At 68.0% G+C, this 24,677-nt stretch carries 20 protein-coding genes and 1 riboswitch; of the genes, 9 read left to right on the top strand and 11 right to left on the bottom strand.

Annotated elements, in window-relative coordinates:
• Window positions 1–510 carry a hypothetical protein gene (locus tag ABZ004_RS20875; RefSeq protein ID WP_355681800.1) on the bottom strand — a complete coding sequence of 170 codons (510 nt, stop codon included), beginning with the start codon at window positions 508–510 and terminating at the stop codon, window positions 1–3.
• A 171-nt stretch (window positions 511–681) separates the two neighbouring features.
• Here ABZ004_RS20875 and ABZ004_RS20870 point away from each other — a divergent pair, with 171 nt between their 5' ends.
• From ABZ004_RS20870 to ABZ004_RS20855, 4 genes are all read left to right on the top strand, one after another.
• Window positions 682–1,410 (top strand): GntR family transcriptional regulator, encoded by a 729-nt coding sequence (locus ABZ004_RS20870; protein WP_355681799.1) that lies wholly within the window; start codon window positions 682–684, stop codon window positions 1,408–1,410.
• A 3-nt stretch (window positions 1,411–1,413) separates the two neighbouring features.
• Window positions 1,414–2,184, top strand: a complete 771-nt coding sequence (locus ABZ004_RS20865) for a putative hydro-lyase (protein ID WP_355681797.1) — start codon at window positions 1,414–1,416, stop codon at window positions 2,182–2,184.
• Window positions 2,185–2,203: 19 nt separating this feature from the next.
• Complete coding sequence (locus tag ABZ004_RS20860; RefSeq protein ID WP_355681795.1) at window positions 2,204–3,628, top strand: aminopeptidase P family protein; 1,425 nt, start codon at window positions 2,204–2,206, stop codon at window positions 3,626–3,628.
• Between the two features lie 208 nt (window positions 3,629–3,836).
• Entirely contained in the window at window positions 3,837–4,061 is a 225-nt protein-coding gene (locus tag ABZ004_RS20855) for a hypothetical protein (protein ID WP_355681793.1), read from the top strand.
• Here the strand turns inward: ABZ004_RS20855 and ABZ004_RS20850 are convergent.
• Complete coding sequence (locus tag ABZ004_RS20850; RefSeq protein ID WP_355681791.1) at window positions 4,058–5,545, bottom strand: alpha/beta hydrolase; 1,488 nt, start codon at window positions 5,543–5,545, stop codon at window positions 4,058–4,060. The two genes, ABZ004_RS20855 and ABZ004_RS20850, sit on opposite strands and share 4 nt — an antisense overlap.
• A 126-nt stretch (window positions 5,546–5,671) precedes the next feature.
• On the opposite strand from ABZ004_RS20850, the gene ABZ004_RS20845 reads away from it, so the two are divergent.
• Both ABZ004_RS20845 and ABZ004_RS20840 read left to right on the top strand, forming a co-directional pair.
• On the top strand, window positions 5,672–6,001 hold the full coding sequence (locus ABZ004_RS20845; protein WP_355681789.1) for a DUF3817 domain-containing protein: 330 nt from the start codon (window positions 5,672–5,674) through the stop codon (window positions 5,999–6,001).
• 79 nt (window positions 6,002–6,080) lie between these two features.
• Window positions 6,081–6,173: riboswitch (glycine riboswitch) on the top strand.
• A gap of 79 nt (window positions 6,174–6,252) precedes the next feature.
• Window positions 6,253–7,626 carry an L-serine ammonia-lyase gene (locus ABZ004_RS20840; RefSeq protein WP_355681787.1) on the top strand — a complete coding sequence of 458 codons (1,374 nt, stop codon included), beginning with the start codon at window positions 6,253–6,255 and terminating at the stop codon, window positions 7,624–7,626.
• Here ABZ004_RS20840 and ABZ004_RS20835 read toward each other — a convergent pair.
• Window positions 7,613–8,461, bottom strand: coding sequence for a helix-turn-helix transcriptional regulator (locus tag ABZ004_RS20835; RefSeq protein ID WP_355681785.1), 849 nt, complete (start codon window positions 8,459–8,461; stop codon window positions 7,613–7,615). The two genes, ABZ004_RS20840 and ABZ004_RS20835, sit on opposite strands and share 14 nt — an antisense overlap.
• A gap of 103 nt (window positions 8,462–8,564) precedes the next feature.
• Here ABZ004_RS20835 and ABZ004_RS20830 point away from each other — a divergent pair, with 103 nt between their 5' ends.
• A complete protein-coding gene (locus tag ABZ004_RS20830; RefSeq protein WP_355681784.1) occupies window positions 8,565–9,260 on the top strand; it encodes an SDR family NAD(P)-dependent oxidoreductase in 696 nt (231 codons plus the stop codon).
• Here ABZ004_RS20830 and ABZ004_RS20825 read toward each other — a convergent pair.
• The 4 genes from ABZ004_RS20825 to lysX all read right to left on the bottom strand — a co-directional run bounded on the left by ABZ004_RS20825 (window position 9,238) and on the right by lysX (window position 15,598).
• Window positions 9,238–9,867 carry an alpha/beta hydrolase gene (locus ABZ004_RS20825; RefSeq protein WP_355681782.1) on the bottom strand — a complete coding sequence of 210 codons (630 nt, stop codon included), beginning with the start codon at window positions 9,865–9,867 and terminating at the stop codon, window positions 9,238–9,240. The genes ABZ004_RS20830 and ABZ004_RS20825 overlap by 23 nt on opposite strands.
• A gap of 345 nt (window positions 9,868–10,212) precedes the next feature.
• Window positions 10,213–11,160, bottom strand: coding sequence for a hypothetical protein (locus tag ABZ004_RS20820; RefSeq protein ID WP_355681780.1), 948 nt, complete (start codon window positions 11,158–11,160; stop codon window positions 10,213–10,215).
• Between the two features lie 111 nt (window positions 11,161–11,271).
• Entirely contained in the window at window positions 11,272–12,168 is an 897-nt protein-coding gene (locus tag ABZ004_RS20815; RefSeq protein WP_355681779.1) for a hypothetical protein, read from the bottom strand.
• Between the two features lie 67 nt (window positions 12,169–12,235).
• Window positions 12,236–15,598 (bottom strand): bifunctional lysylphosphatidylglycerol synthetase/lysine--tRNA ligase LysX, encoded by a 3,363-nt coding sequence (gene lysX / locus ABZ004_RS20810; protein ID WP_355681777.1) that lies wholly within the window; start codon window positions 15,596–15,598, stop codon window positions 12,236–12,238.
• A 59-nt stretch (window positions 15,599–15,657) separates the two neighbouring features.
• On the opposite strand from lysX, the gene ABZ004_RS20805 reads away from it, so the two are divergent.
• Both ABZ004_RS20805 and ABZ004_RS20800 read left to right on the top strand, forming a co-directional pair.
• Complete coding sequence (locus ABZ004_RS20805) at window positions 15,658–16,344, top strand: DUF998 domain-containing protein (RefSeq protein WP_355681775.1); 687 nt, start codon at window positions 15,658–15,660, stop codon at window positions 16,342–16,344.
• Window positions 16,341–17,084, top strand: coding sequence for an alpha/beta hydrolase (locus ABZ004_RS20800; RefSeq protein WP_355681773.1), 744 nt, complete (start codon window positions 16,341–16,343; stop codon window positions 17,082–17,084). The genes ABZ004_RS20805 and ABZ004_RS20800 overlap by 4 nt, the downstream gene beginning before the upstream one ends.
• Here ABZ004_RS20800 and ABZ004_RS20795 read toward each other — a convergent pair.
• The 4 genes from ABZ004_RS20795 to ABZ004_RS20780 all read right to left on the bottom strand — a co-directional run bounded on the left by ABZ004_RS20795 (window position 17,081) and on the right by ABZ004_RS20780 (window position 24,567).
• The gene (locus ABZ004_RS20795) at window positions 17,081–18,313 is read right to left on the bottom strand and encodes an ROK family transcriptional regulator (RefSeq protein WP_355681771.1); all 1,233 of its coding nucleotides are present in this window, start codon (window positions 18,311–18,313) and stop codon (window positions 17,081–17,083) included. The genes ABZ004_RS20800 and ABZ004_RS20795 overlap by 4 nt on opposite strands.
• Window positions 18,314–18,410: 97 nt before the next feature.
• Entirely contained in the window at window positions 18,411–21,332 is a 2,922-nt protein-coding gene (locus ABZ004_RS20790) for an AAA family ATPase (RefSeq protein WP_355681769.1), read from the bottom strand.
• A gap of 125 nt (window positions 21,333–21,457) precedes the next feature.
• Entirely contained in the window at window positions 21,458–21,658 is a 201-nt protein-coding gene (locus ABZ004_RS20785; protein ID WP_355681767.1) for a hypothetical protein, read from the bottom strand.
• Window positions 21,655–24,567: a type 2 lanthipeptide synthetase LanM family protein gene (locus ABZ004_RS20780; protein ID WP_355681765.1), complete on the bottom strand. Its 2,913-nt coding sequence runs from the start codon at window positions 24,565–24,567 to the stop codon at window positions 21,655–21,657. The genes ABZ004_RS20785 and ABZ004_RS20780 overlap by 4 nt, the downstream gene beginning before the upstream one ends.
• Window positions 24,568–24,677 lie beyond the last annotated feature (110 nt).

Raw genomic sequence — 24,677 nt, 5'->3', positions numbered from 1 at the left:
TCAGCTCCTTACGAGAACAGTTCGAAGACCGGCTTGACCGACCGGACGGCCAGGTAGATGGTCAGCAGCCAGGCCGCGCCGCCGATCGCCAGCAGCCACCGAGGGTAGTGGTACCCACGCAGCAGATCCGGACGCTGCCACGCCACCCAGAGAAGCACACCGATCCCGACCGGCAGCAGCACGATCCGCATCAGCCCGGTGATCAGGATGCCGGTGATCGAGCAGCCCGGTGCCGGACACGTTGCCGATGTTGAACACCAGCCCGCCGGCCAGCAGCAGCCCGGCCATCACCGAGCCGACGCCGGGTGCGACCAGGTTGCCGAGCTCCTGCGCGCGGCGGCCGGAGACGCCGATCACGCGCCAGACGTTCAGCTGCAGGGCGATGTCGACCAGGATCGAGGCTGCGATGGCGAATGCGAACGCAGACCCGAGCGAGACCGTGAAGGTGGTCGTCTGGGTGATGAAACCGGGACCGATGGCCGAGGCGGGTGGCAGTTGCTTGTTCGTCATGGCGGTGGCTCCTGGGTTCTCAGCAAGCTGTCGGTCGGTGCTCCAGGGGGTGCGGGCAGTAGGTGGTCGGTCGCCTTCGGTGAATTGAGAGTAGAGATTGTTCAACAATCCTGCAAGACTCCTGTTCAACCAAAGTTTCCTCCGAGGCGGGGAGTGAGCGATGATGCACACGTGTCCACCCCACAGCGCACCGATGACGAAGGCCGCCGGGCCTGGCTGCGCGGTGTCGCCGCCGACGTCGCGCGGCTGGACCGCAGCAGCTCCGCCGAGCGCGCCGCGGACGTCCTCCGGCGCAGCATCACCGAGGGCGCTCTCCAGCCCGGTGCGCAGCTGTCCGAGATCGAGCTCACCGAGGTCCTCGAGGTCAGCCGGAACACCCTGCGCGAGGCCTTCCGGCTGCTCACCCACGAAGGGTTACTGGTCTACAAGCTGCACCGCGGCGTCTTCGTGCCCGAGCTGGACGAGCACGACGTGGTCGACCTCTACCGGCTGCGCCGGGTGCTGGAGGTCGACGTGGTCCGCGGCCTCGCCGAGCGCGATCCGGAGCTCCCGTCGTCCCGGCTGGAACCGCTGCGGGACGACGTCGAGACCGCGCAAGCGGCCGCTCTCGGTGGTCGCTGGCCAGCGGTCGGTACGGCGAACATGCGCTTCCATCGCAATCTCATCGGCCTCGCGGACAGCTCCCGGCTGGACGACATCACCGGCCGGCTCCTGGCCGAGCTGCGACTGCTCTTCCATGTCATGGCGACACCGCGTGAGCTCCACGAGCCGTACATCGTCCGCAACCAGGCACTCCTCGAGCTGCTCGAAGCCCGCGATTACGAGCGGGCAGCCGATGAGCTGCACCAGTACCTGGTCGACTCAGAGCAAGGTTTGCTCGCCGCGTTCAAGGCTCGGTAGGCCATGCTGACGCCGGCGGCCGCGCGTACGGCGTACCGGCAAGGCCTGGTCGCTCCGACGACCGGGCACGCGCCTGGATTCACCCAGGCCAACCTGGTTGTGCTGCCGCGCGAGTGGGCGTACGACATGTTGCTCTTCGGGCAGCGCAATCCGCGGCCCGTGCCGCTGCTGGACGTGACCGACACAGGATCATTCCGTACTGCGCTGGCGCCCGACGCGGACCTCCGGACCGACCTGCCGCGCTACCGGGTCTGGCGGGACGGCTCGCTGGTCGATGAGCCGAGCGACGTCGTGGACCTGTGGCGGGACGACCTGGTGAGCTTCCTGATCGGCTGCAGTTTCAGCTTCGAACAGGCGCTCCTGGATGCCGGGGTGCCGGTGCGGAATCTGGAGCAGGGCCGCAACGTGGCGATGTACCGGACGTCGATCGAGTGCCGTCCGGCCGGGCGGTTGGGTGGTCCGCTGGTGGTGTCGATGCGGCCGATTCCGGCGGCCCTGGTGGCGACCGCCGTCCAGGTGACGGCGCGGATGCCGCAGGTGCACGGGGCGCCGGTCCATGTCGGGCCACCGGCCGGGCTGGGTATCGCCGACCTGGATCGGCCGGACTTCGGGGAGCCGGTCGAGGCCGAGCCGGGCGACGTACCGGTGTATTGGGGTTGCGGAGTGACACCCCAAGCTGCGTTGATGGATTCACGGCCCCCGTTCGCGATCACCCATGCCCCTGGGCACATGTTCGTGACCGACGTGCCGGACAGCGTCTACCGACAGCTCTAGCTCGTAGGGAGAGCACAGCATGGCTGAAGACCGGGCCGAGGAACAGCGCAAGTCGTACCGCCCGATCGACGCGAAGGGGTTCCGCGAGTCCATCGGCCGCAGCTGGGGCCCGGTCGATCGGTCGGTGGTGCTGCCGGAAGGACTGGCCGAGGCCGCCGCCGAGCATCGCCGCCGGCTGGTCGCGGCGCTGCCGGGCCGGCGGATCGCGATCGCCGCGGGACACGCGCCGGTCCGGTCGAACGACACCGACTACCGGTTCCGCGCGGACAGCGACTTCGTCTGGCTGACCGGGTGCCAGGCCGAGGGCGCAGTGCTGGTGATCTCCGGTGACGGCGACGCGACGCTCTATCTGCGCGAGACGGCCGGCCCCGACGAGGTCGACTTCTTCGCGAACGCGCGCGACGGGGAGCTGTGGATCGGCCCGGTGCCGGGATTGAAGGACTGGTCGGATGCGCTCGGGATCGCGTGCCGGCCGCTCGAGGAGCTCCCGTCGGCCGTGCGCGGCGCCGTACCGTTCATGCTCGCGACGTACGGCGTGGATCCGGTGCTCGACGGGTTGATCCGGACGTCGCCGTACGACGGGAACGCGCTCCGGCAGACGTTGGCCGAGTTGCGCCGGATCAAGGACGACTGGGAGATCGCACAGCTCCGCGAGGCGGTTGACGCGAGCGTGCAGGCGTTCGCCGATGTGGCGCGGGAGCTGCCCGAGGCGGTTCGCGGTGGTGGCGAGCGGTGGTTGGAGGGGACGTTCGACCGGCGGGCGCGGAGTGCCGGGAACGGGGTCGGCTACGCGTCGATCGTTGCTGCTGGCAATCATGCGCCGGTGCTGCACTGGGTGCGGAACGACGGGGCGGTGCGCGAGGGCGACGTGATCCTGCTGGATGCCGGGGTGGAGACGCGGACGCTGTACACGGCTGACGTGACGCGGACGTTCCCGGTGACCGGGGTCTATACGGATGCGCAGCGGCAGGTCTACGACCTGGTTCACCAGGCACAGTTGGCCGCGCTCGACGCGGTGCGGCCGGGAGCGCCGTACCGGGCCTTCCAGTACGAAGCGATGCGGGTGCTGGTCGAAGGGCTGCGCGACTGGGGCCTGGTCGACGTCTCGCTGGACGAGGCGCTCGGCGCGGACGGGCAGCAACACCGCCGGTACGTCGTGTGTGGGCTCGGGCACTACATCGGCCTCGACGTCCACGACTGCGACGCCGCCCGGCCGGAGACCTACTTCGCCGCAGACCTCGAGGTCGGCATGGCGCTGGCGGTCGAACCAGGCCTCTACTTCCACCCGAACGACGAAACAGTCCCACCCGAACTCCGCGGCATCGGCATCCGCATCGAGGACAACGTCGTAGTCCACGCCGACCGCACCGAAATCCTCACCAAGGACCTCCCCATCACCCCCGAAGGCCTAGAACAATGGGTCCGGTCCAACCTGCCTAGCTGATCACGAACTGTAGTCAGGCGAACACGGAGAAAAACTTCGTCACAAGCAGTAACACCGGGCGGCCCGCGCACGATGTAGCGAGCGGGGGAGGGTCAAACTCGGCCCGGCGCGTGGCAGTGGGGGGCCGCGGACCACGCGCCGGCCGGGCTGACCCCGACTGGGACCCGGGGGGGACCCAGGGCGGTCCCGGTATGGGGGAGAATTTCGAATGAACCTGCGAGTGCGGGTGGTGCGCTGTGCGTGCACCGGAGGACATCACTGGTTCGCCGACATCGATGATGCGGACGACCTGCAACCCGACGACCCGTTCTGGTTCGTCGACGGCTGCTCGACTCAGTCCCGGGCGCTAGAGGTCGCCTGCGCCCAACTGCGGGTGCTGTCCCGTGCTCGCCAGCTCACCAGGGTTCAAGAAGCCAATCTGGTGCACGTCTAGCCGGTGGGTTGCACCGCCGGACAGCTGGCGCCTCGGGGAGGGACTGCCAATGAGACCAGGTACTTGTCGATGGTGGCCTGCATGCACGGGCTCTTGTTGTAGCTGCCGTGTCCCCAACCCTGGTAGGTCAGCAGTACGCCGTCCCGGCCGAGCTGGTGGGCAACGCTCGTCGCCCAGTTGTAGCCGGTCGCCGGGTCGTGGACGGCATTCGACAGCAGGATCGGCGTCTTCAGATTGCGGACGTGCAGGTTCTGTTGCGGATTGGGCGCCTTGGGCAGACCAAGACAGGACGTCACGGCGATCAGCTGACCCGGATACCTGAAGTCCGGGGTGTTCCTGGCCAATCGCTGCAGATACCCGGCGAACTCCCGGTAGCTGTGCACCGGAAGGCTGAAGTCCCGGCAGAACGGCGCGATCGTGTTCGACTGCAGACCGGTAGGAACAGGCGGCTGCTGAGTCGGCGGCGTACCGGTCTCCAGGGTCTTCAGTATGTTGCCGAGCCTCGCCCACTGCGGCTCGTAGAGCAGCCGGAACACCGCGAACGACAGGAAGAAAGGCGATGTCGCGTACTGCGGGCGCTGGGGATCCGGGATCTCACCACGGCCGGCCCTTGCGAGCAACCCTGCCCAGACAGCATGGATATCCCGGCCGTGCAGGGCGCAACTCGTTGCCGCGTTGCACCACTTCACGAACTCGTCGAAGGAGTCCTGGGCCGCCGTCGACTGCGCGTCGAGGAACTCGCGGGTCGTCGCCGAGCCGTGGTCGAACACGCTCTCCAGGACCATCGCCCGTACCTTGTCGGGGTACCGCTCGGCGTACTGTTCGCCCAGGAGCGTGCCGTACGAGCTGCCGTGGAAGGTCAGCTTCGATTCGCCCAGCGCGATCCGGATCGCGTCCACATCGCGCACTGTTTGCAAGGTGTCGATGTGGTCGAAGAGCGGCCCTGTGTTCGCCCTGCAATCCTTGGCCAGCTTGCGGTTGTAGGTGATCGTCCGGTCGAACTCCTGCTGGCTGCTGATGATCGGTGAAGGCTGCTGCGACAGCAGAGCGGCCGAGCACTTCACCGGGTTGCTGCGAGCAATACCACGCGGATCGAAGCTGACGATGTCGAAGCGGTTCTGGATGTCGTCGCTGAACCGGCTGATCCCGGTCCTGATCCGGTCGACCCCCGAGTCGCCCGGTCCGCCCGGCCCGAACACCAAGGTGCCGACGCGAGCTTGCTTCGCAGTACGGCGTGCTACCGCTAGAGCGAAGGTGGGTCCGGATGGATCGTTCCAGTCGACCGGGACCTGCAGAGTCGCGCACTGCGAACCCTTGAGCAGTTCCTTGTCCTCGTCGGTGTCACCCGGCTCAGGGAGACAGTCGGTCCAGTGCAGCGTCGGACCTGGTGGTCTGGGAGTGGCAACGGCCGGTACTACGGCTGTGCCGGCCAAGGTGATGCTCAGGACCACCGCCCATGCGGCGGTCCTTCTCCTGAAACTCATCTACGCATCCTTTGCTCGGAAGGGGGACCTCTCGATCCTCGGCAAACGTCTTCCGTAGCGCATCGGGGGTGGGCCCGGACCTTTCCCCCGGACGGGTTTGGGGGACTTGTTAGGGTCACTGACCTGATGACTGAGACGACGCTCGACGCCCCTGCCCGGCCGAAACACGCGACCTGGTTCCGCGCGATCGCGATCGCCGAGGCGGTCTCCTGGACCGGCCTGCTGATCGGCATGCTGTTCAAGTACGTGCTGTCGGACAACGAGATCGGGGTCAAGGTCTTCGGCCCGATCCACGGCACGATCTTCATCGGCTACGTGATCACGGTCGCCCTGGTGCGTAAGCCGCTGCGCTGGACCTGGCCGACCACGCTGCTCGCACTGGCCGCGAGCATCCCGCCGCTGTTCACCTGGTTCTTCGAACTCTGGGCGCAGCGCACCGGCCGGCTGGGCCGCTGACACCGTCTGTTCGCCGGATTGTCCGGTGATGCCGGATTGACGGCTGCCGCCGGCGCGCCGTACGGTCACGACAGCTGTATGAACCCGTGCGGGAGAGACCCGGGCCAGATCCGGGCGCCGTAGGAGCAACTCTCCCCAAGAATCTCTCAGGCACCTTCACCGTACGGGCGAGGCACCTCTGGAAGACGTCAGGTCTGACAGAGCGGGGAGGTACACCAAACGGTCAACGACGACCGGAAGGAATCCTCCAGATGGCGATCAGCGTCTTCGATCTGTTCAGCGTCGGGATCGGCCCGTCGAGTTCCCACACCGTGGGACCGATGCGAGCCGCCCGCACCTTCGCCCTCGGCCTCGCCGCCGACGGCCTCCTCACCCGTACGACGGCCGTCGAGTCGCAGCTGTTCGGCTCACTCGGTGCGACCGGGCACGGGCACGGCAGTAACAAGGCCGTCCTGCTCGGGCTGGAGGGCGAGGACCCGGAGACGGTCGACACCCGGGCGGTCGACGAGCGGGTCAAGGGGATCCTGGCCAGTCGTTCCTTGCGGCTGGCCGGACAGCACGAGATCGCCTTCGACCCGGACACCCAGCTGGTGATGCACCGGCGCAAGGCGCTGCCCTATCACCCCAACGGGATGACGTTCGTCGCTCGGGACGGGGACGGTTCCGTACTCCGTGAGCGTACGTACTACTCCGTCGGTGGTGGCTTCGTCGTGGATGAGAACGCCGCGGCCGGCGATCGGATCGTCCTCGACCGGACCCCGCTGAAATATCCGTTCCTCAGTGGCGCCGACCTGCTCGACCGTTGCCGCGAGTCGCAGCTCCCGATCAGCGAGGTGATGCTGACGAACGAGCTGGCCTGGCGGACCGAGCCCGAGATCCGCGAGGGGTTGCTGCACATCTGGCAGGTGATGCAGGACTGCGTGCAGGAGGGCTGCGAGACCGAGGGCATCCTGCCAGGCGGGCTGAAGGTGCCGCGCCGGGCGCATCTGCTGCACCAGAAGCTGAGCCGCGATCCGTGGTCGACCGATCCGTTGAAGGTGATGGACTGGGTCAACCTTTTCGCGCTCGCGGTGAACGAGCAGAACGCGTCGGGTGGCCGGATCGTGACCGCGCCGACGAATGGTGCGGCCGGCATCATTCCCGCCGTACTGCACTACTACCGCCGATTCGTGCCAGGGGCAACGGATGACGGGGTGGTCCGGTTCCTGCTGACCGCGGCCGCGATCGGCGTGCTGTACAAGGAGAACGCGTCGATCTCCGGTGCCGAGGTCGGTTGTCAGGGCGAGGTCGGCTCGGCTTGTTCGATGGCGGCCGCCGGGCTCTGCGAAGTACTGGGTGGTACTCCCGAGCAGGTCGAGAACGCGGCCGAGATCGCGATGGAACACAACCTCGGCCTGACCTGCGACCCGGTCGGCGGACTGGTGCAGATCCCTTGTATCGAACGCAACGCGATGGCCTCGGTGAAGGCGATCAACGCGGCCCGGATGGCGATGCACGGCGACGGCGTCCACGTCGTCACCCTCGACAAGGTGATCAAGACCATGCGCGAGACCGGTGCCGACATGAAGATCAAGTACAAGGAGACGTCGCGCGGCGGGCTTGCCGTCAACGTCATCGAGTGCTGAGCGGCTGGAGGCCGATCACCGACAGCAGCCGGAGTTTCTCGGCGGAGTCCGAGCCGGGAGCCGCGGTGTAGACGACCAGCCGCAGGTCGTTGCCGGGGGCGGTGAGGACGTCGCAGTCGAGGGTCAGCTCGCCGACCTCGGGATGGTGGATGACCTTGCGTTCGCTGCCGTGGAAGGCCATCGGGCGTTCGTCCCAGAGCTTGGCGAAGGTCTCGCTGGTCCGGCGGAGGTCCTTGATCAGGGCCTTGAGGTCGGCGTCGTTCGGGTAGCGCGCGCTGGCAGAACGGAGGTCGGTCACCATCGCCGCCCGGAAGTGTTCGGCCTGCTCCGGGGTCTGCTCGATCCGCCGGACGTCGGTCGGTGCGTCGGGGCTGAAATGGCGCCAGATGACGTTGCGGTCGCGGCCGCGCAGGCCGGACGGGTCGCCCATCAGCGCCGACCACATCGCGTTGTGGCTGATCATGTTCCAGGACGCGTCGGAGACGCTGACCGGGGCGCCCTCGAGCTGGTCGACCAGGCGTTGCACCCCGGCCGGGATGTACGCCGAGATGTGGCCGGTCGACGGTTCGAGCTGGCCGGCGAGCAGGAAAAGATGGTTGCGCTCGGCATCGGTCAGCCTGAGCGCGCGGGCCAGTGCGGTGAGGACCTGGACCGATGGAGTGGACGACCGGCCCTGTTCGAGACGGATCACGTAGTCGACGGACAATCCGGCCAGCTGGGCGAGCTCCTCGCGCCGGAGCCCGGGCGCCCGTCGTACGCCGGCCTGTGTCAAGCCGACCTCGGCCGGGCTGACGCGGTCGCGCCACGCGTGCAAGGTCTTCCCGAGTTCTCCCACCTGACCAGTATCCCCGGGCCTGCCGACAACAGCCTGGTACTGCGGTTCCCTAGGCAAAAGCTTGCACTACCTGTTGCTCAGCCGGTCGCGCAGAGTCGAAGACATGACAACAACATTGATCACCGGCGCCAACAAGAGCCTCGGCTACGAGACCGCCCGTCAGCTCATCGCCGCCGGCCACACCGTGTACGTCGGCGCCCGTGACCTGGGGCGAGGCAGGGAGGCGGCTGACCGGCTGGGCGGACGCTTCGTCCAGCTCGACGTCACCGACGACGCATCGGTTCGCGCCGCCGCGCAGCAGATCCTGGAGGAGGCGGGCGGGCTCGACGTACTGGTCAACAACGCGGGCATCCTCGGCAGCCGGGAGAACACTGTCGAGGACTTTCAGAATGTCTACGCCACCAACGTCTTCGGCGTCGCCCGGATGATGCAGGAATTCCTTCCCCTGTTGGAGAAGAGCGACAACCCGGTGGTCGTCAACGTGAGCAGCGGCCTCGGCTCGATCACCGTGGCGACCGATCCGGAAGGCAACAAGTCGGCGGCGCCGGTCTGGGTGCCGGCCTTGGTCTACGGCTCGTCGAAGGCTGCGCTCAACATGCTGACGGTCCAGTACGCGCACCAGTACCCGAACATGCGGATCAACGTCGTCGACCCCGGCTACACCGCGACCGACTTCAACAGCCACAACGGCTACCAGACGATCGAGCAGGGCGCCGAAATCATCATCCGCCTCGCCCAGATCGATCAGGACGGCCCGACCGCGCAGTACTTGAGCCTCACCGGCACAATGCCCTGGTAGCAGCCGGGTCCTCCACATGAGCGTTGTGGCCCAGCCCCGGCAGGGTGACGACCTCATCGTGGAGGGCGGCCAGCTGGGCATCGGTATTCATCGGGTCGAGCTCCCCACGAGCCAGTACGACGTGCGCCTGGCTGGCCGCGAGCAACTTCGCCATCTCCGGCGCCCCGACCCCGAACGCCGCTTGGTCGAGCGCGAGTCGCCACCGATCACCCTCTCGCCGAAGCCCGTGATCGACGGACTCGTCTCCCGGGTCCACCAGCCCCTGCAACCCCGAGACCCGCAGATACCTCGCGGCTGCTTCCTGCCGGGTGTCGAACCAGGTCACCGGTCGCCGCGCCAACTCAGCAGCCTTGGCAAGCTCAGCCTCGGACCACACCACCTTCACCCCGAGCGCGATCACCCGATCCACCTGTACGCCGTACCGCCCACTCGCCAGCTCCAGCGCAACCACCCCACCCAGCGAATGCCCCACAACAGTCAGCCCACCCCGCCCAGCCAACCCCTCAGCAACCTCCGCCGCCATCGCCCCGAAGGTGTACTCCGACTGCCGCGCAGCCGCCCCATGCCCAGCCAGATCCGGCGCCCCCCACTCCCCTCCCAGCGCCACCCATCCATCCCAAACTCGCCGGGTAGCCCCCAGCCCATGCAACAACAATCCACTCACCCCAGCAGCCTCACACAGCAACCCACGTCCTGCCGCTCAACCTGGCGAGTTCTTCCAGGACACGTGCTGATTTAGCGTTGGCGCATGGCCATCAAGCGGACAAGAGTGTGGGTGGATGTCAAAGACCTGGAGTTGATTAAGGAAGCTGCAGCCCGGCGCGGCGTCCCGGAGTCCGAGCTCGTCCGGAACATCGGCCGGTACGTCGGGAGACTCGCCGAAGCCGGGGTGGTCCGGCACCCTTGCGGTCGTAGGCGATCTGCACACCCGGTACGCCGGCCACCGGTGAACCTAGAAGGCGTCGACGTCGCTGGTGGTGGCGTTGCCGCCGATGCTCGGTTTGAGGCCGATCTTCCAGCCCTCGTTCTTGCCGAAGCCCTGGTCGAACTTGGCGAAGCTGCAGTCGGAGCTGAACTGGCGCCGCTTGGCGTTCCAGTTCTTCCCGGTCTTGTAATAGATGTGGTACTTCCCGCCGATCCGGCTGACCGTCGCGGTCCGCTTCGCCTGCACGAACAGCATGATGTGCGGCTTACTCGGCGCCTGCCCGTCGTTGACGATCGAGACCGCGACGTCCTGGTCGGTTCCGTTCTCCACCTGCAACCGGCCCGACCCACGCGAGCCGGTCCGTACGATCACGTCACCGTTCGACGGGCGCTGCGCGGTCGGCGCGGGGCCCAGATCCGGCAGCGTGCTACCGAAGGTGATCCCGGCCTTCTTCAGCGCGGTGACGGCAGGACCGAGGGCAGCGGTCAGCTTGCGCTGCAGGTTCTGCCGGCTGTAGACGACGCCGCCGCACTTGGCATCGCTTTCCGCGTCGTCCTGCTCGTCCCCCGACAGGTCGTCGCTGGCCTTCTGGAGCCGCGCCTGCAGCAGCTTGTGAGCAGCGGTCGCCGCGGCCGGCGGCTTCACGTCTTCGAGCTCGGACTTCGCGGAGTCCATCAGCTGCCAGAGCTCGGTCAGCTTGAGGCTCAGATTCGTGCCGTTGTTGGCCGTGTTGAGTCCGTCGACCGCCGCCGCGATCTTCTGGTCCAGCTCCTTCATGCTCTGCTGGTAGTCCGCCACGGACAACGGTCCGGCGGACGTGGGGACGTCCGGCGTCGGTGTGTCCGTCGGCGTCGGCGTCGGCGCCTCCGTGGTCTGCGTGGTCTTCGGACTCGCCTCGTTCTTCGACGACGTCCCGCAACCGGTGGCCAGACCGATCACGGCCACCCCGATCGTGACAGCCAAAAGCTTCTTCACACTGCCCCCCAGATCCTTGATTTCCCCTTGAGAGGAAAGCCTATGCGGCCGCACCGACAACGGCGACCCGAATGTCCACAACCCGCAGACGCACCCCACCCCCGAACGGTTTCAGTACGCCGGAACTTTGCTCACGTCCGCGATCAGGCCGGAGGCCGTCTGCAGCCGGACACTCCAGTCCAGATTCTTGGTGAAGACCTCGTCCAGCCGCTGGAACTGACATCTCTCCAGGAACCGGCCTAGTCGCGGGCTCCACGTGTGACCACTCTGGTAGTAGAGAACGTAGTTCCCGCGAAGACCGGTCACCGTCGTCTTCGCATCGGCGTGCAGGAAGACGATGAGCTGTGGCTTCTTCGGCGAACCTCCCACCGGCACGGCCGAGATCATCAGATCTTCGTAGGTGCTTGAATTCTCGATCTCCACCGAACCACCGCCCGGCGGACCGGACCGCTGCAGGATCGTGCCGTTCTTCAAGGTGCTGAGCGGCGCCTTCCCTCCGGTGGTCACGAGCGTCGATCCGAACGTCACCCCGGCCGCCCGCAGCTGACTGATCGTCTTCGGCAGGTGAGCGGAGAACAGCACGGAAGCTGTACCGGCGACATAGGCGGCGCCGCCACAGGATCCGACCTCCCCGGCATGTTTCTCCCGGACGGAGTCCAGCCGGGCATATTGCGTGCCGTCCCGCACCGCCATCAGCCCTTGCAACAGCGCCTGGTCCGCGGTCTTCAGCGTCGCTGCCTTGTCCAGGAGCGCGAGTGCGGAGATCTGAGTATTCAGCTCACCGGTCAGTGCGGAGAGCGCCGAGTCCGCGTCACTCGCCGAGCGAGCTGCCGCGATCGCGCGGAGTTTGCCAGCCAGCAACTGCTCAAGGTTCGTCAGCTTTGCCTGGTACTGCGTCTTGTCCAGCGAGCCCGACGAGGGAGCCGGTGCCGAAGCCTGTGGCTTGCCTGAACCACTGCAGGCTGTTGCCAACACACCAACGATCGCCAGCACTGCCACTACCCGCATCACGTTTCTCCTTTGCCTTCCTGAGAAACCCTAGGAAGGCCGGAGATGACCGAGTGGGTGTTGACCGCTACCTGTCAGAGGGGAGGTGGGGGCGGACGAAGGGGAAGGCGAGGGTGGCTCGGATGTTCTGGCCGGTGAGCATCATCATCACGCGGTCGACGCCGATGCCGAGGCCGCCGGTGGGGGGCATCGCGTATTCGAGGGCGCTGAGGAAGTCCTCGTCCAGCGACATCGCCTCGGGATCGCCGGCGGCGGCCTTGAGCGACTGTTCGGTGAGCCGGCGCCGTTGCTCCACCGGGTCCACGAGCTCGGAGTACGCCGTACCGATCTCTGCGCCGAAGGCGACCAGGTCCCAGCGTTCGGCCAGTCGCGGGTCGGACCGGTGGGTCCGGGTCAGCGGTGACGTCTCCAACGGGAAGTCGGTGTAGAAGGTCGGCAGCGTGGTGGCCGGCTCGACCAGTTCGTCGTACAGCTCGAGGACCAGCTCGCCGGCGGTCAGGTCGAAGGCGACATGAACGCCCTTCTCCGCACAGAGCTCACGCAACCGCTCGCACGGCGTACCGGAATCAATCGGTACGCCGGTCGCCCGGCTGACCGCGTCGTGCACGGTGACCACCGGCCAGTCGCCGGAGATGTCGAGCTCGCCGTCGGGTCGCTTGACCACCGGTTTGCCGAAGACCGCGGTGGCGGTCTCGATCAGCAGTTCCCGGGTGAGTTCGCGCATCGTGTGGTAGTCGGCGTACGGCTGGTAGGCCTCGACCGAGGTGAACTCCGGGTTGTGCGTCGCGTCGGCGCCCTCGTTGCGGAAGTTCCGGTTCAGCTCGAAGATCTTGCCCATCCCACCGACGCTCAGCCGCTTGAGGAACAGCTCGGGCGCGATCCGCAGGAACAGTTCGGTGTCGTAGGCGTTGATGTGCGTGACGAACGGCCGGGCGTTCGCGCCGCCGTGCACCGCCTGCAGCATCGGCGTCTCCACCTCGATGAAGCCGCGCATCTCGAAACCGTTGCGCAGGGCCCGTACCGCCGTACTGCGGTGTCGCATCATCCGCAGCGAGTCCGGGTTCATCACCAGGTCGAGGTACCGCTGCCGGACCCGCGCCTCGGGATCGGTGAAGCCCTTCCGCTTGTCGGGCAGGGGATGCAGGCACTTGGCGGCCATCACCCAGCCGGTCGCCGCGATCGAGAGCTCGCCGCGGCGACTCGTCACCACCTCGCCGGTGACGCTGACATGGTCACCGATGTCGACCAGCCGGCGCCACTGTCCCAACGCCTCGAACCCGCACGCCTCGGCGGACAGCATCACCTGCAACGAGGCCAGCCCGTCCTGCAACTGCGCGAACGCCAGCCCGCCGTGGTTACGCATCCGGAGCACCCGCCCGGTCACGGAGACCTGCTGGCCGGTGTGGCGATCGGCCGGCAGGTTCTGGTGCAGCTCCCGGATCCGTTCGAGGGTTTCCGTCCGGGGCACCGACACCGGGTACGGATCGATGCCAGCGGCAACGAGTTCGGCGAGCTTGGTCCGGCGGATCTGCTCCTGCTCGGTCAGTCGCCGGTCCGGCAGGGCCGGCCGGAGCAGGTTCTCCTCCTGCTCGCGCACAGCCGCCGTGAACCGGCCGCCGTCGGCCGCCATGATCGCGTGCCGCTCGGCCGTCTCGACCGTGTCCACGCGAGTCCACGGGCGCGGTGCCGGAAGGAAGCCCTCGGCCGTCCCGGCGGCCAGCAACAGCCGCGCGAGGGACAGGCCACGCGAGTAGCAAATCAGTCTAGGTGACCAGCGGGGCAGGTATTTCTCGTTCGACTGGTAGAGACTCTCCAGCTGCCAGAACCTCGAAGCCGCGGTGAGCAGCGCGTTGGTGAGCCGTAGTACCGGCCCGGCGCCGACCCGCTCGGCGTCGCTGAAGATCTCCCGGAACATGGCGAAGTTCAGCGAGACGTGGTGTACGCCGAGGTCACTGCAGGCGTCGACGAGGGAGGCGACCATGAACTCCATCAGGCCGTTCACCGACTCGGGATCACGCCGCATCAGGTCGAGCGAGACGCCCCGGACACCCCACGGGACGAAGGACAGCAGCCCGCGGACCTCGCCGTCGGCGTCGCGCGCGATCACCATCACGCACCGCGCGTCGGCCGGATCGCCGAGCCGTCCGAGCGCCATCGAGAAGCCGCGTTCGGTCTGCGCGCCGCGCCACTTCTCGGCCAGCTTCACGTAGTCCTGCAGGTCGGCGGGGGACAGATCGCCGTGCCGCCGCACCTCCGCGTGATACCCGGCTCGCTGGGCCCGGGTCACCGCCTGCCGGACCGGCCGCATCGTCCGGCCTTCGAGGCTGAAGTCGGCGACGTCGATGATCGCCTCGTCACCCATCGCCAGCGCGCGCAGGCCCGCGTCGACGTACGCGTGCGCCGCCTCCTCGCTGGCGGACAGGACGGCCGGGGACCAGCCGTAGACCCGCGCCTCGGCGAGCCAGCGCTGGATCGCGGCCGGCCAGGCCGCCGGATCGCCGAGCGGATCGCCGCTGGCGAGGCTGACCCCGTTGACCACGCGGTACGCGATCGCCGCGTTGTTGTCGGGGGAGAAGACCACGGCCTTGTCGCGCCGGGTGGCGAAGTACCCGAGCGAGTCGCGTTCGCCGTACTGGAGGAGGAGCCGGCGGACCTGGAGTTCCTCGGTCTGGCTGAGGTAGCGCACCCGGCGTACGGACCGCAGGAAGATGCCGAACGCGATCACCAGCGAGAGCGCGGACAGGAAGCCGACCGACAGGCCGACCCAGTTGTGGCCCGAGTGGTCGCCGGCCATCCGGGTCTTGCTCTGCCCGAGCGCCGCGAAGATGGCCCAGCCGACCTTCTGCCGCTGGCCCTGCAGGGTGTGCGGGAAGACCTGGGTGAGGGTGATGCTGGCCGCGGTCGAGATCGCCAGCCCGACGATCAGCGCGAAGACCGCGAGCCGCCGGGTACCGGGCGCGAGCCGGGCCGGGAAGGCGCGCCGGATCGTCCAGAGCAGCCAGATCATGCCCAGCGTGACGACCAGGCTGGCGATACTCCACTCCAGGTCCGGAAGGCCGATGTCGGCGAACTCCGGGGTCTTGAAGTCCGGGTCGTTCGGGTTGGACAGCAGCACGCTGAGGAAGCCGACCTTGACGATCTGGCCGAGCAGCCACAGGCCCTCGAAGACGAACAGCACCCAGAGCAGCGCCGCCCGTTTGCCGCGCAGCAGGGCGCTGCCGACGACCGCCAGGTACACCCCGGACAGGAACGTGTGGCCGGCCGGGATGCCGAAGAACTCGATGACGTCCTCGACGTCCTTCACGAAGTCCGGCGCGAACAGATGCACCGGGACCGCGATGAACGAGCAGATCGAGGCGAAGATCACGGCGCGCCCGACCCACACCGCGGCCCGTTGCTGCCACTTGGGGATCACCTGTTCCGATGACACCTGACTGATCATCGCACCTGCCAGGACCTCCCTTGCGCACGTGTGTCACTCTGGCCCGCATGATGGCCGTCCCCGCCCGGTTCCAGTACCGGCTGATGCGCGATGTGATGGTCGCGGCCGGGGTGCTCTACTGCAGCCTGTTGCTGGAGGCAGCGGCCGGATTCCCGCTGAATATCCGCTACTCGTTCCTCAGCGAGCTGGGTGCCAAGGACCAGCCGACGAGTCCTTATGCCCGGGCGATGGATCTCGGCTCCGGCGTGTTGCTCGTGCTGGCGGCGATTCTCGGCCGGCCCGCGGCCCGGATGCATCGCGATGTCAGTGGGCTGCTGATCAGCGCGGCCGTGCTCGGCATCGGGACGATGTCCGACGCGCTCTCCCCGATGGACTGTGCGCCGTCGCTGAGCCAGGCCTGCCACGACGCCGAGGAGAGCGGTCAGACCGGCGCCGCGCTGGTCCTGCACGAGGTCACCTCGACGATGGCCGGTCTCGGAAGTGTTGCCATGGGCATCTTCGCGGTCCTCGTACTCCGGCGCCTGGGCTGGGGTGGTCTGCTGGCCAAGGCGATCGCGGTGCTCGCGGCCGGTGTCGCGATCACCCAGGCCTGGCTCGGCGTCGAGACCGGTGTGGAGGTGCTGACCGGCAACGACCTGCATCCGCCGGGGATCCTGCAGCGCATCTCCGTGCTGCTGGTCTGCCTCTTGATGGCGACCCTGTTACCAGGCCTACGGCAGGCTTTCATCAGATGAGTACACCGTGGATCGTGCTGCCCGGCCTGGCCGAGACTCCCGAGGAGTTCGACCGGGTCCTCGAGCTGCTCCCCGGCCGCGACATCCGGGTGCTCGACCCATGGCGGACCCCGGTCGCAGCACCGGTCGACGAGTTGCGCACAGCAACAGACGCCGGTACGCCGGTGCGCCTGGCCGGCCACTCGATCGGGGGCCTCGCCGTACTGCGCTGGCTGCTGACCCATCCCGGTGAGGTCGAGCACGCCGTACTGATCGACACCAGCCTCACCTCGGAAACCGGTTGGCCCTGGCTCTATCCGGGCACCCGGGCCGACCGGGCGATCCGCTCGTTCCTGAGGGTGGTCGGCCGGTCGGGGTTGCCGCGGCTGATCGGGCCGACGCTGCGCAGGTTGCTGGTCTGGGTCGGCAGCCGGACCAACCGGGATCTGTTGTCAAAGGCAACGGCCAGGGCGCGGTACGGCGCGGCGAACTCGTGGCTCTTGTTCTGGGACGACCTGGCTCGTAGTTGGACCCTTGCTGCCGAGGTCGCTCAGCTGCTCAAGGACCCTCCCGAGCACCTGCCGCCAACCACCTTCTTGGTCGCGACCGGTGGCAGCTCCCGCTTCACCGCGAAGAGCTGGCTGGCCGGGCAGCGCGAACTCGCCGCGAAACTCAACACGGTTGGCTTCGAAGTACTGGATGACTCCGCCCATCTGGTCCACCTGGACCGTCCGGATGCGATCGCCAAAGCTTTGAGTTAGGCGGGTGTAGTGAGCGCGGGAGTAGGGAGCTTGCGCTGCCAGACCTCGTCGAGCGCCATCCGCATCGCGCCCGTGACGACCGCGTCCTCGGCAAGAGCGGACAGCTCCAGCTTCGGGTGGTTCAGCGTCAGCAGCCGCAGCTGGTCGGAGATCGCGTCGAGCAGCACCGCACCCGCACGCGCCACACCGCCACCGATCACCACAGCGGTCGGGTCGAGAACCAGTACTGCGGGCGCCAGCGCCCTCGCGAAGTCCCGGGCGACCTGCTGCACGACTGCCTGAGCCACCGGGTCGCGCTCGGCCGCCGCAGCGAACACGTCCGCCGTGTCGAGCTGGTCGCGACCGAGCTCGGCCAGCCGCGAGTTCGGGTTGGCCAGGGCAGCCTGCCGACCCAGTTCGGCGATCGCCTCGGAGCCGACCGCGCGCTCCAGCGGGCCGCGGCTGTCCTCGGGATTGATGACGTCGTCCGGCGCGATCGCGATGAAGCCGATCTCACCGGCGGCACCCGTACCGCGGTGCAGCCGGCCGTCGATCACGATGCCGGCACCGAGCCGCTCACCCCACTGGACCGCCAGCAAGGTGCCGGTGCCACCGCGGGCGGCGGCGATGGCCAGTGCCGCCAGGTTGGCGTCGTTGTCCATCATGACCGGGCAATCGAGCAGGCTGCGGACGTGCTTGGTCAGGTCGACCGCGGACCAGCCGGGCACTGACGGGACCAGCTGGACCCGGCCGGTGTGCTCGTCCACGATGCCCGGGCTCGCGGCGACGGCCGCCGCGATGTCCTCGGCCGGCACCTCCGCCTCGGCCAGCGCCTCGGTGATCACCTCGCTGATCACGCCGAGCAGCTCCTGGGCCGTCCAGCCCGGACCGGACCGGCGGACCAGCGACAACTTCCGGCCGGCCAGATCGGAGACGCCGACGGTGACCCGGTGCGGGCCGACGTCCAGCCCGAGCACCGGCGCGGCGCGGCCTCGCAGCGACACCCGGATCGCCGGCCGGCCGAGCGACCGGTCCGCCGAATCCGGCCCGTGCTGCTGCAGCCAGCCGTTGTCCAGCAGCTCGTCGACCGCCTGGGCGACGGTCGGTCTGGCCAGACCCGTCCGTTCCACCAGTTCGGCGACCCGCAACGGGGCCGGTGCCGAGCGGCGGACCGCGTCCAGCACCGCAGCGACGTTGATCCGCCGCAGCATCGTCGTACCGCCGCCGCCGCCGACCGTTCCCTTGCTCATGTCCGACCCCTTGCCTGCCACTCGCCCATCCTATATATAAAGCGAGCGTTCATAAATTAAAACACTCGGGTAGGGGCGGTTCGCGACCTGTTGTGCCTCAGTCTTGCAGGACAGTGCGGGCAAAACTGCTCAGCGCCTCGCGGTCAGGCTGCTGCGTCTTGGTCATCAGGCTCGCAACATGCTTCTCCACCGTCCGCGGCGAGATATGCAACCGCGACGCAATCGACTTGTTCCCGATCCGATCCACCAACAACCGGCACACCTCATACTCCCGCGTAGTAACCCCCAACCGCCGCAAATTCGCCGGCACCTGATCAGTCCCGGTACGCCGCTGAGAAACCGTCGCCCCCAGCTGCCGCATCAAACTCCGGCATGCACTAGCGACCGGCTGCACATCCGCCGTGTGGAAGTAGTCCTCCGCCTGCCGCAACCACCCGACCGGCTCACCCCAGCCATCGGCATGAGCAGGTTCAGCCACCATCCGCAACGCGAGATGCCGAGCCATCGGGTACAGCGACGAGGTCTCCAACGCCTCGGCCACCTTCGCGTTCGCCTCCTCGATCCGCCCGTCCCTGCCGAGCAAAATCGCATGGGCCCACTGCACGAACTGCCGGTTCCATCGCATTTTGCTACCGGCGGTCGCGGTCACCGCATCGAAGTGCGGCCACCCGTTGCGCCCGGCGAGCACACCCAGCAGGAGTCCCAGTCCGTTCTTCCCGGCCGCGTGGAACGTTGTCGGATTCTGCGCGTCGTAGGCGAGCGCCTGGGCCATGTCGGACTCGGCAAGCTCCCGATTCTCCTCGAGCAGAGCACAGAAGGTCCTGGCCAGTCCGTAGGACAATGGCAGCTCATGAGAGGCGCGCTCGCCCCAGGTAGCCAGCTCCGCGAGCACTGCCTCCATCTCGGCGCGCTTGCCCTGATGGCCGGCCAATACAGCCTTGGTGACCAGCACGTACGGCGCACCTCGGGTCAGTTTGAGCCGCTGGGTCACCGCCAGGCAGGCATCGATCATCTCGGCAGCCTTCTCGTACTCCGCCCGCAGGACTGCCTGCTGCCCGAGCGCGCCGTCGACTTCGTAGGCGCTCGGGATCGCGCCGATCCGGAGCGCCTGCTGGCGGGCCCGTTCCAGCTCCGTCACATCACCGTCGGCCAGACACATCGTGCCGGCTTGGAAGATATGCGAGATGACCCGCTGGACCGCCATGTTGTTCTCCGCGGCCACTTGCTGGGCTCGGCGGAAGTAGCCGATCGACTGATCCAGATCGTGCTCGCGGGAAAGGATCCCGAGCAATTGCCAGGCATCGACGGCGACCGCCGGCAGGTTGGCCCGCTCGGCCGCCTCGGCGGCCCGGGTGGCGAGCTCGGCCGCGGACTTCAACCGGCCGGGACTCGTCTTCGTCAGTTCGAGGGCTGCCGCCATCGCATCCAGCGGAGCTTGGTCGGCGTCGTCCGCGTCCGGCCCGAGCAGGGATCGGGCGAGGGCGATATGGGTGGACGCCGGGGACCAGCGGCCGGCCACGTGCTCGACGCCGGCCAGTTCGACGTACAGAGCCGCGACCTTGCGGCTGTCGAGGTTGCGGTTGGCCAGTTCGTCGATCGCCTCCGTGCCGGCGGCGGGATGGTCGAACTGACCGGTCTCGGCGAGCGCGAGCAGCAGCGACGCCAGCAGGTCGGCGCGGTAGCCGATATCGGGATCGTCGGCGAGCAGGGTGTGGGCGCGGCCCAGCAGATTCACCGCGGAGGCCATCGAGCCCTCGTCGAAGGACCGGCGGCCGGTCACGGCGAACAACCGCCCGGCGCGCGCCCGGTCACCGCCCGCCTCGGCGAGCTCAGCGACCATCGGGGCCCATTCGCCCGGGAGCCTCGGGTGCATTTCTTCGATCGCGTCCGCGCACCGGCGGGCCAGGCTCGCTCGCTCCGTGGGGTTCAAGCCGGCCAGCAGCGCCTCGGCTGTCAGCGGATGCCGGAACGCGTACCAGTCCGGCACCGGTTCGTCCGGGCCGACCAGTTGAGCGGCGAGTCCGGCCCGCAGGGTGGCGAGCAGTTGCCGTTCGTCGACGCCGCTGGCATGCCGGACCACGCTGAGCGGAAAGCGGTGGCCGATCACCGCGGCCAGGACGAGGATCTCTCGCGATTCCGGCCCCAGTTGATCGGTCCGGCTGCTGATACTGCGGACCACCGCGGCCGGCACCGTCATCCGGAAGTCGTCAACCACCTGGACGGTGCCATCTGTTGCTGAGAGCAACTGTCCGGACCGGCTCGCCTCCTGGAGCAGTTCTTCCACGATGAAAGGGACTCCGGCGCTGTCACTCCAGAGCCGCTCGGCCAGCAGGTCGGGCACTCCGCTCGGTGCGACCTCCAGGCACCCGGCGGCCAGCGCCCGGACGTTCTCGCGGTCGAGCGGCTGTGGTTCGATGAGTGCCGCGGTGCCGCGTTGAGCCGCGAGCTGGGCCAGTTCGGCCGCCGGTGTGCGGTCGCCGCGCAGCGTCGCGACGACGGCGATCGGCTGGTCCTGCAGGTTGTCCAGCAGGTACTCGATCACGGCGAGCGTCTCCGGATCGGAGCCGTGCAGATCCTCCAGCACCAGCAGACATCCGCGGTCCCGGGCGACCAACTGGAGCAGCCGAAGGATTGCCTCGCCCAGGACGACCGCGGAGATTCCGCTCTCCGGTACGTCACCGTCGTCCCAGTCGGGCACGAGTCGTCCGAGGACCCGGCGGTAGAGGCCGAGCCGTTCGGGATCCGGCATCTCGCCACGCCGGATCAGTGACAGCAGAGCCTCGGTGAACGGACGAAACGCGACCGTCGTGCCGATGGCACCGACCCGGCCACGCAACGTGGCCATCCCGTGGTCGAGGGCCAGCGTGGTGCCCACTGCGGCCAGCCGGCTTTTTCCGATCCCTGGTTCACCGAGCAGGAAAAGCGCACCACCGCGCCCATCGCGTGCCTCGGCGAGCAGATGATCGAGTCGATCGATCTCGCTGTCTCTGCCGACCACTCTGGGCGCATGGGTCTGCATGGTTGCAAACTCTAGCCACGCTCCGAAGGGATCGCAGTGGGTTCGGCCGGTCGCTTTCGGCCGGCCCGGCTGGCTCAAACGATTGTTGCAGTCGGGCCGGACTCAGGCAGTCGCTGACTTTCGGTTCAATTGGGGTTGTGGATGGTGGTGAAGGTGCTGCAGCCGTCAGTGACCTCGATGACGCCGACGGCCAGCGTGCTGGCGGCGCCGACCAGGGCGAAGGCGCGCGCGCCGATCCGCAGGCGCTTGGGCAGGTTGATCGGGCCGATCGGGTCCGGCTGTGCCTCGGCGGGCTGCTGGTCTTCGTGGTTGGGCTGGGCGGTCATGGTGTTTCCCCTGTCGAGTGATGTGCTGTCCGGTCTGTGCGCTGTGATGGGCGCCGTGGGCCGGTGGTGGGTTCTTGTAGCAGGACGGACGGGACCTGGGGGCTGAAGCCGAGGCGGAGCAGGCCGTAGCCGATGCCGGCCAGGCCGGTCAGCAGGCCTGGTGAGGCGACGGCTCGGGGCGTTCCGCAGTGCGGTCCGTACTGCTGTACTGCGGCGAGCACCAGCCCGGCCCGGCGTCGCCGGACCGCCTCTGTGGCTGGGTGATCGCTTTCGGTGAGCCACAGGAGTGGCTCGACCGCGCCGAGCTCGCCGTGACACAGACTCATGTCGGCGAGTACCGGACGTTCGTTGGCGGTCCTCAGATAGGTGTCGAGGTCCGTGGGAGCACCAGCGGACAGCCGGGCGAGGATGGTGCCCGCACCGCCCGCACACCAGCCGGCGTCGGCCGGCCGATCCTGCCTTTCGTGGTCGACAGCAGTCCGCGCCGCGTCGCCGTACCGATGGTCTTGTACTGCGTACTGTCCGAGGGCCCAACCGATGCCCTGGTAGCCACGCGCGAACCCTTGATCGGGAGCCTGTACTCCGCTGTTCACCGTCGCGACCAGTTCGTCGGCGTACCGAGCAGCGAGTCGTGCGGCGGCAGGTAGCCCGTGAATCGCTTGCATTGCGGCGAGTCCGCCTGCTGCACCTTCTACATAACCAGGGAACTGGTCAGGGTCAGGTGAGAGCTGCTCTGCGAGTTCCAGCGAAGCAGCGAGCCACTTGGTGATCTCCGGGTCGTCCAGCAAGGAACCGAGCCGGTTGAGTCCGTAGCTGATTCCACCGAGGCCGTGTAGCCCGGGCCCGACGATCTGCGCCGCTTCCGGCGCTGCTGCGAGAGCCTCAAGAAGTAAAGGGATCGGGCGGATCGCATCCCTGGCCAAGTCGCTGTACTTCTGTGCTCCGGTGAGCGCACCGATCTGCGCAAGGAAGAGAGCAGTACCGGTGAAGCCGTTCGACAGGCCCGCGCCCATCGGCATCACGGCCCAGTGGTGGTCGTCGAGCAGTTCAAGGCTGAGCCAGTTCGCCTCACCGCCGCTGCGGCCGAGTACTTGGGCCATGATCTCGTCGGCGATGTCGGTGGCCGCTGCGAGCAGTCGCTCAGGATCGGCTTCCGCTGCGCCCAGAGTCGGCCTACTCGTCGTACTGGTGTGTACTACTGGTTCCGGGCGGGTGGCGAGGCAGGCGGAGATGATCCATTGCTGGCGGTGCTGGTCGATCTCGCTCATCGCGGTGATCTTGGCCTCGACCGCGGCGAGTCCGGTGCTGGCCAGGAACTGCGGCACCCGGCTGCCGTCCGCTGCCCAGAGGTCGTGGCTGCCGGGTCGAGCGGTGAAGAGCGGTACGTCGCCTGCCCAAAGATCAGCGAGTTCATAAGGCACCAAGCGGCGTACCGATGGGTCCGCTTCCCAGAGAAGATCGAGCAGTTGACTGCGGCCGTCTGCGTCCCGGAGTGCGTCCGGATGCGTCGACTCGTCGAGCAGCGTCACGTAGGTCTGCGTCGGCCGCGCAACGAACCGGATCTCGTCCGTCGCGCAGCGGGCCAGCAGGCCGTCCGGGCCGAGCAGCTCCTTGCGGTGCCAGGCGATCGCCTCATACGCGGCCCGGAACCCTGTCAGCAAAGCGATCTCGTAGTCGCGCGGCTCCATGTCGACGCCGTCGAGCCGGGGGCGGTTGCGGCCACCCGGGGTGGTGCCTGGCCGGCGTACGAGGTGCATGGTGTCGAGTCCGGCGTCGGCCCAGTCCACCTTGCTGATCGGAGCGACCTCCCCGACGTCACCACCCAGACCGGAGATGTCAGCGACGCCATGCTCGCCGGTGAACAGCAACGGCAGCAGGGCTGTGCGGTAGACCGAGCTGCGAAGCGCTGTGTGCGCAGGGTCTCCACCCAGTACGCCGTTGTCCTGCTGACTCGGGTGGAAGAGAGTCTCCACGTCCACGATTACCGGCTGGTCGCCATCGGCGATCAGGTTCTCGTAGTGCATGTCCGTGCCGTCCAGTACATACAGCAAGGCCAGTAGCGCGCCCTGCCGGTGGTAGAAGCGGCGTACTTCGGCCAGCTCGGTGCAAGGGTTGTGGTCGACGAAACCGAGGTAGCCGTACGACGGTCTGCGGACTACCCGGACCGTCCGCAGCCCGAGCCCGGTTCGCTCGTTCAGCCAGTCGATCAGCTCGTTGAAGTGCTGGTGCAGATCGAGCGGCCGGGGTTTGTAGATCACGTGCCGGCCATCGGCAAAGGTGAGGGTGGCGGTCGACCGGCCGCCGCGGTGGGGGTCGCCCCCGGGCTCGATACCGGTCAGGGCGCCGGGATCGACGCCGGCCAGCAACTCGGTGACCAGGAGCTCGCGGTCCTCGGCGAGGCGGGCTAGCAGTTCGAGGTGACCCTCGACAGCCTGTCGGCACGCCTCGCCCAGGACCCGGGCCAGCACCGGGTATGCGGCCAGGAATTCCGCCAGCTCGCTCCCTCCCGCGAGCCGGTGGGTGAAGTTCAGGAACCGCTCGGCCGGTGTCTCGCCGGCCAGTTCTTGCCTGCTCCGGGCCCGGGCCAGCTCCAGCACCAGGGTGCGGGCGGCCAGCCGGACCAGCCGGTCACCCAGCTGGCGGAGGAACTGCTCGGTCACCGCTCCGGACTGCCCGGCCGTCGCCAGGTCGCGGCGGGCCGACTCCAGCAGCGGTGCCAGGCAACTGACAAGCGCTTGTTTCCAGTCGTCGGAGACCGGTTGCCGTTCGAAGGTCAGGGTCGTACTGCGTTCCACGTACTCCGCCCAGGCGGGCACTTGCCGGCCTGTTTCGTGTGGTCCGATACCGGCCGCCCACCAGGCCTTCGCCTGGCCGGCCGGAAGCGTCCCAGCGGTCGTGGAGTTGAGCACGGGCTCAGGGTGCCATCGGCTACCGGGTGCTGCCATGGGTACGGAGCCCCCATATTCGTCCGCCGATGGTGCGGCGGGTGGGTAGGCGCTGCCGCACCGCGGGATGGCGA

This window comes from Kribbella sp. NPDC006257 (genome assembly GCF_040613535.1).
GTDB lineage: Bacteria > Actinomycetota > Actinomycetes > Propionibacteriales > Kribbellaceae > Kribbella.
The sequence above is the reverse complement of the archived record's forward strand: the minus strand, read 5'-3'. Positions and strand labels throughout refer to the sequence as shown.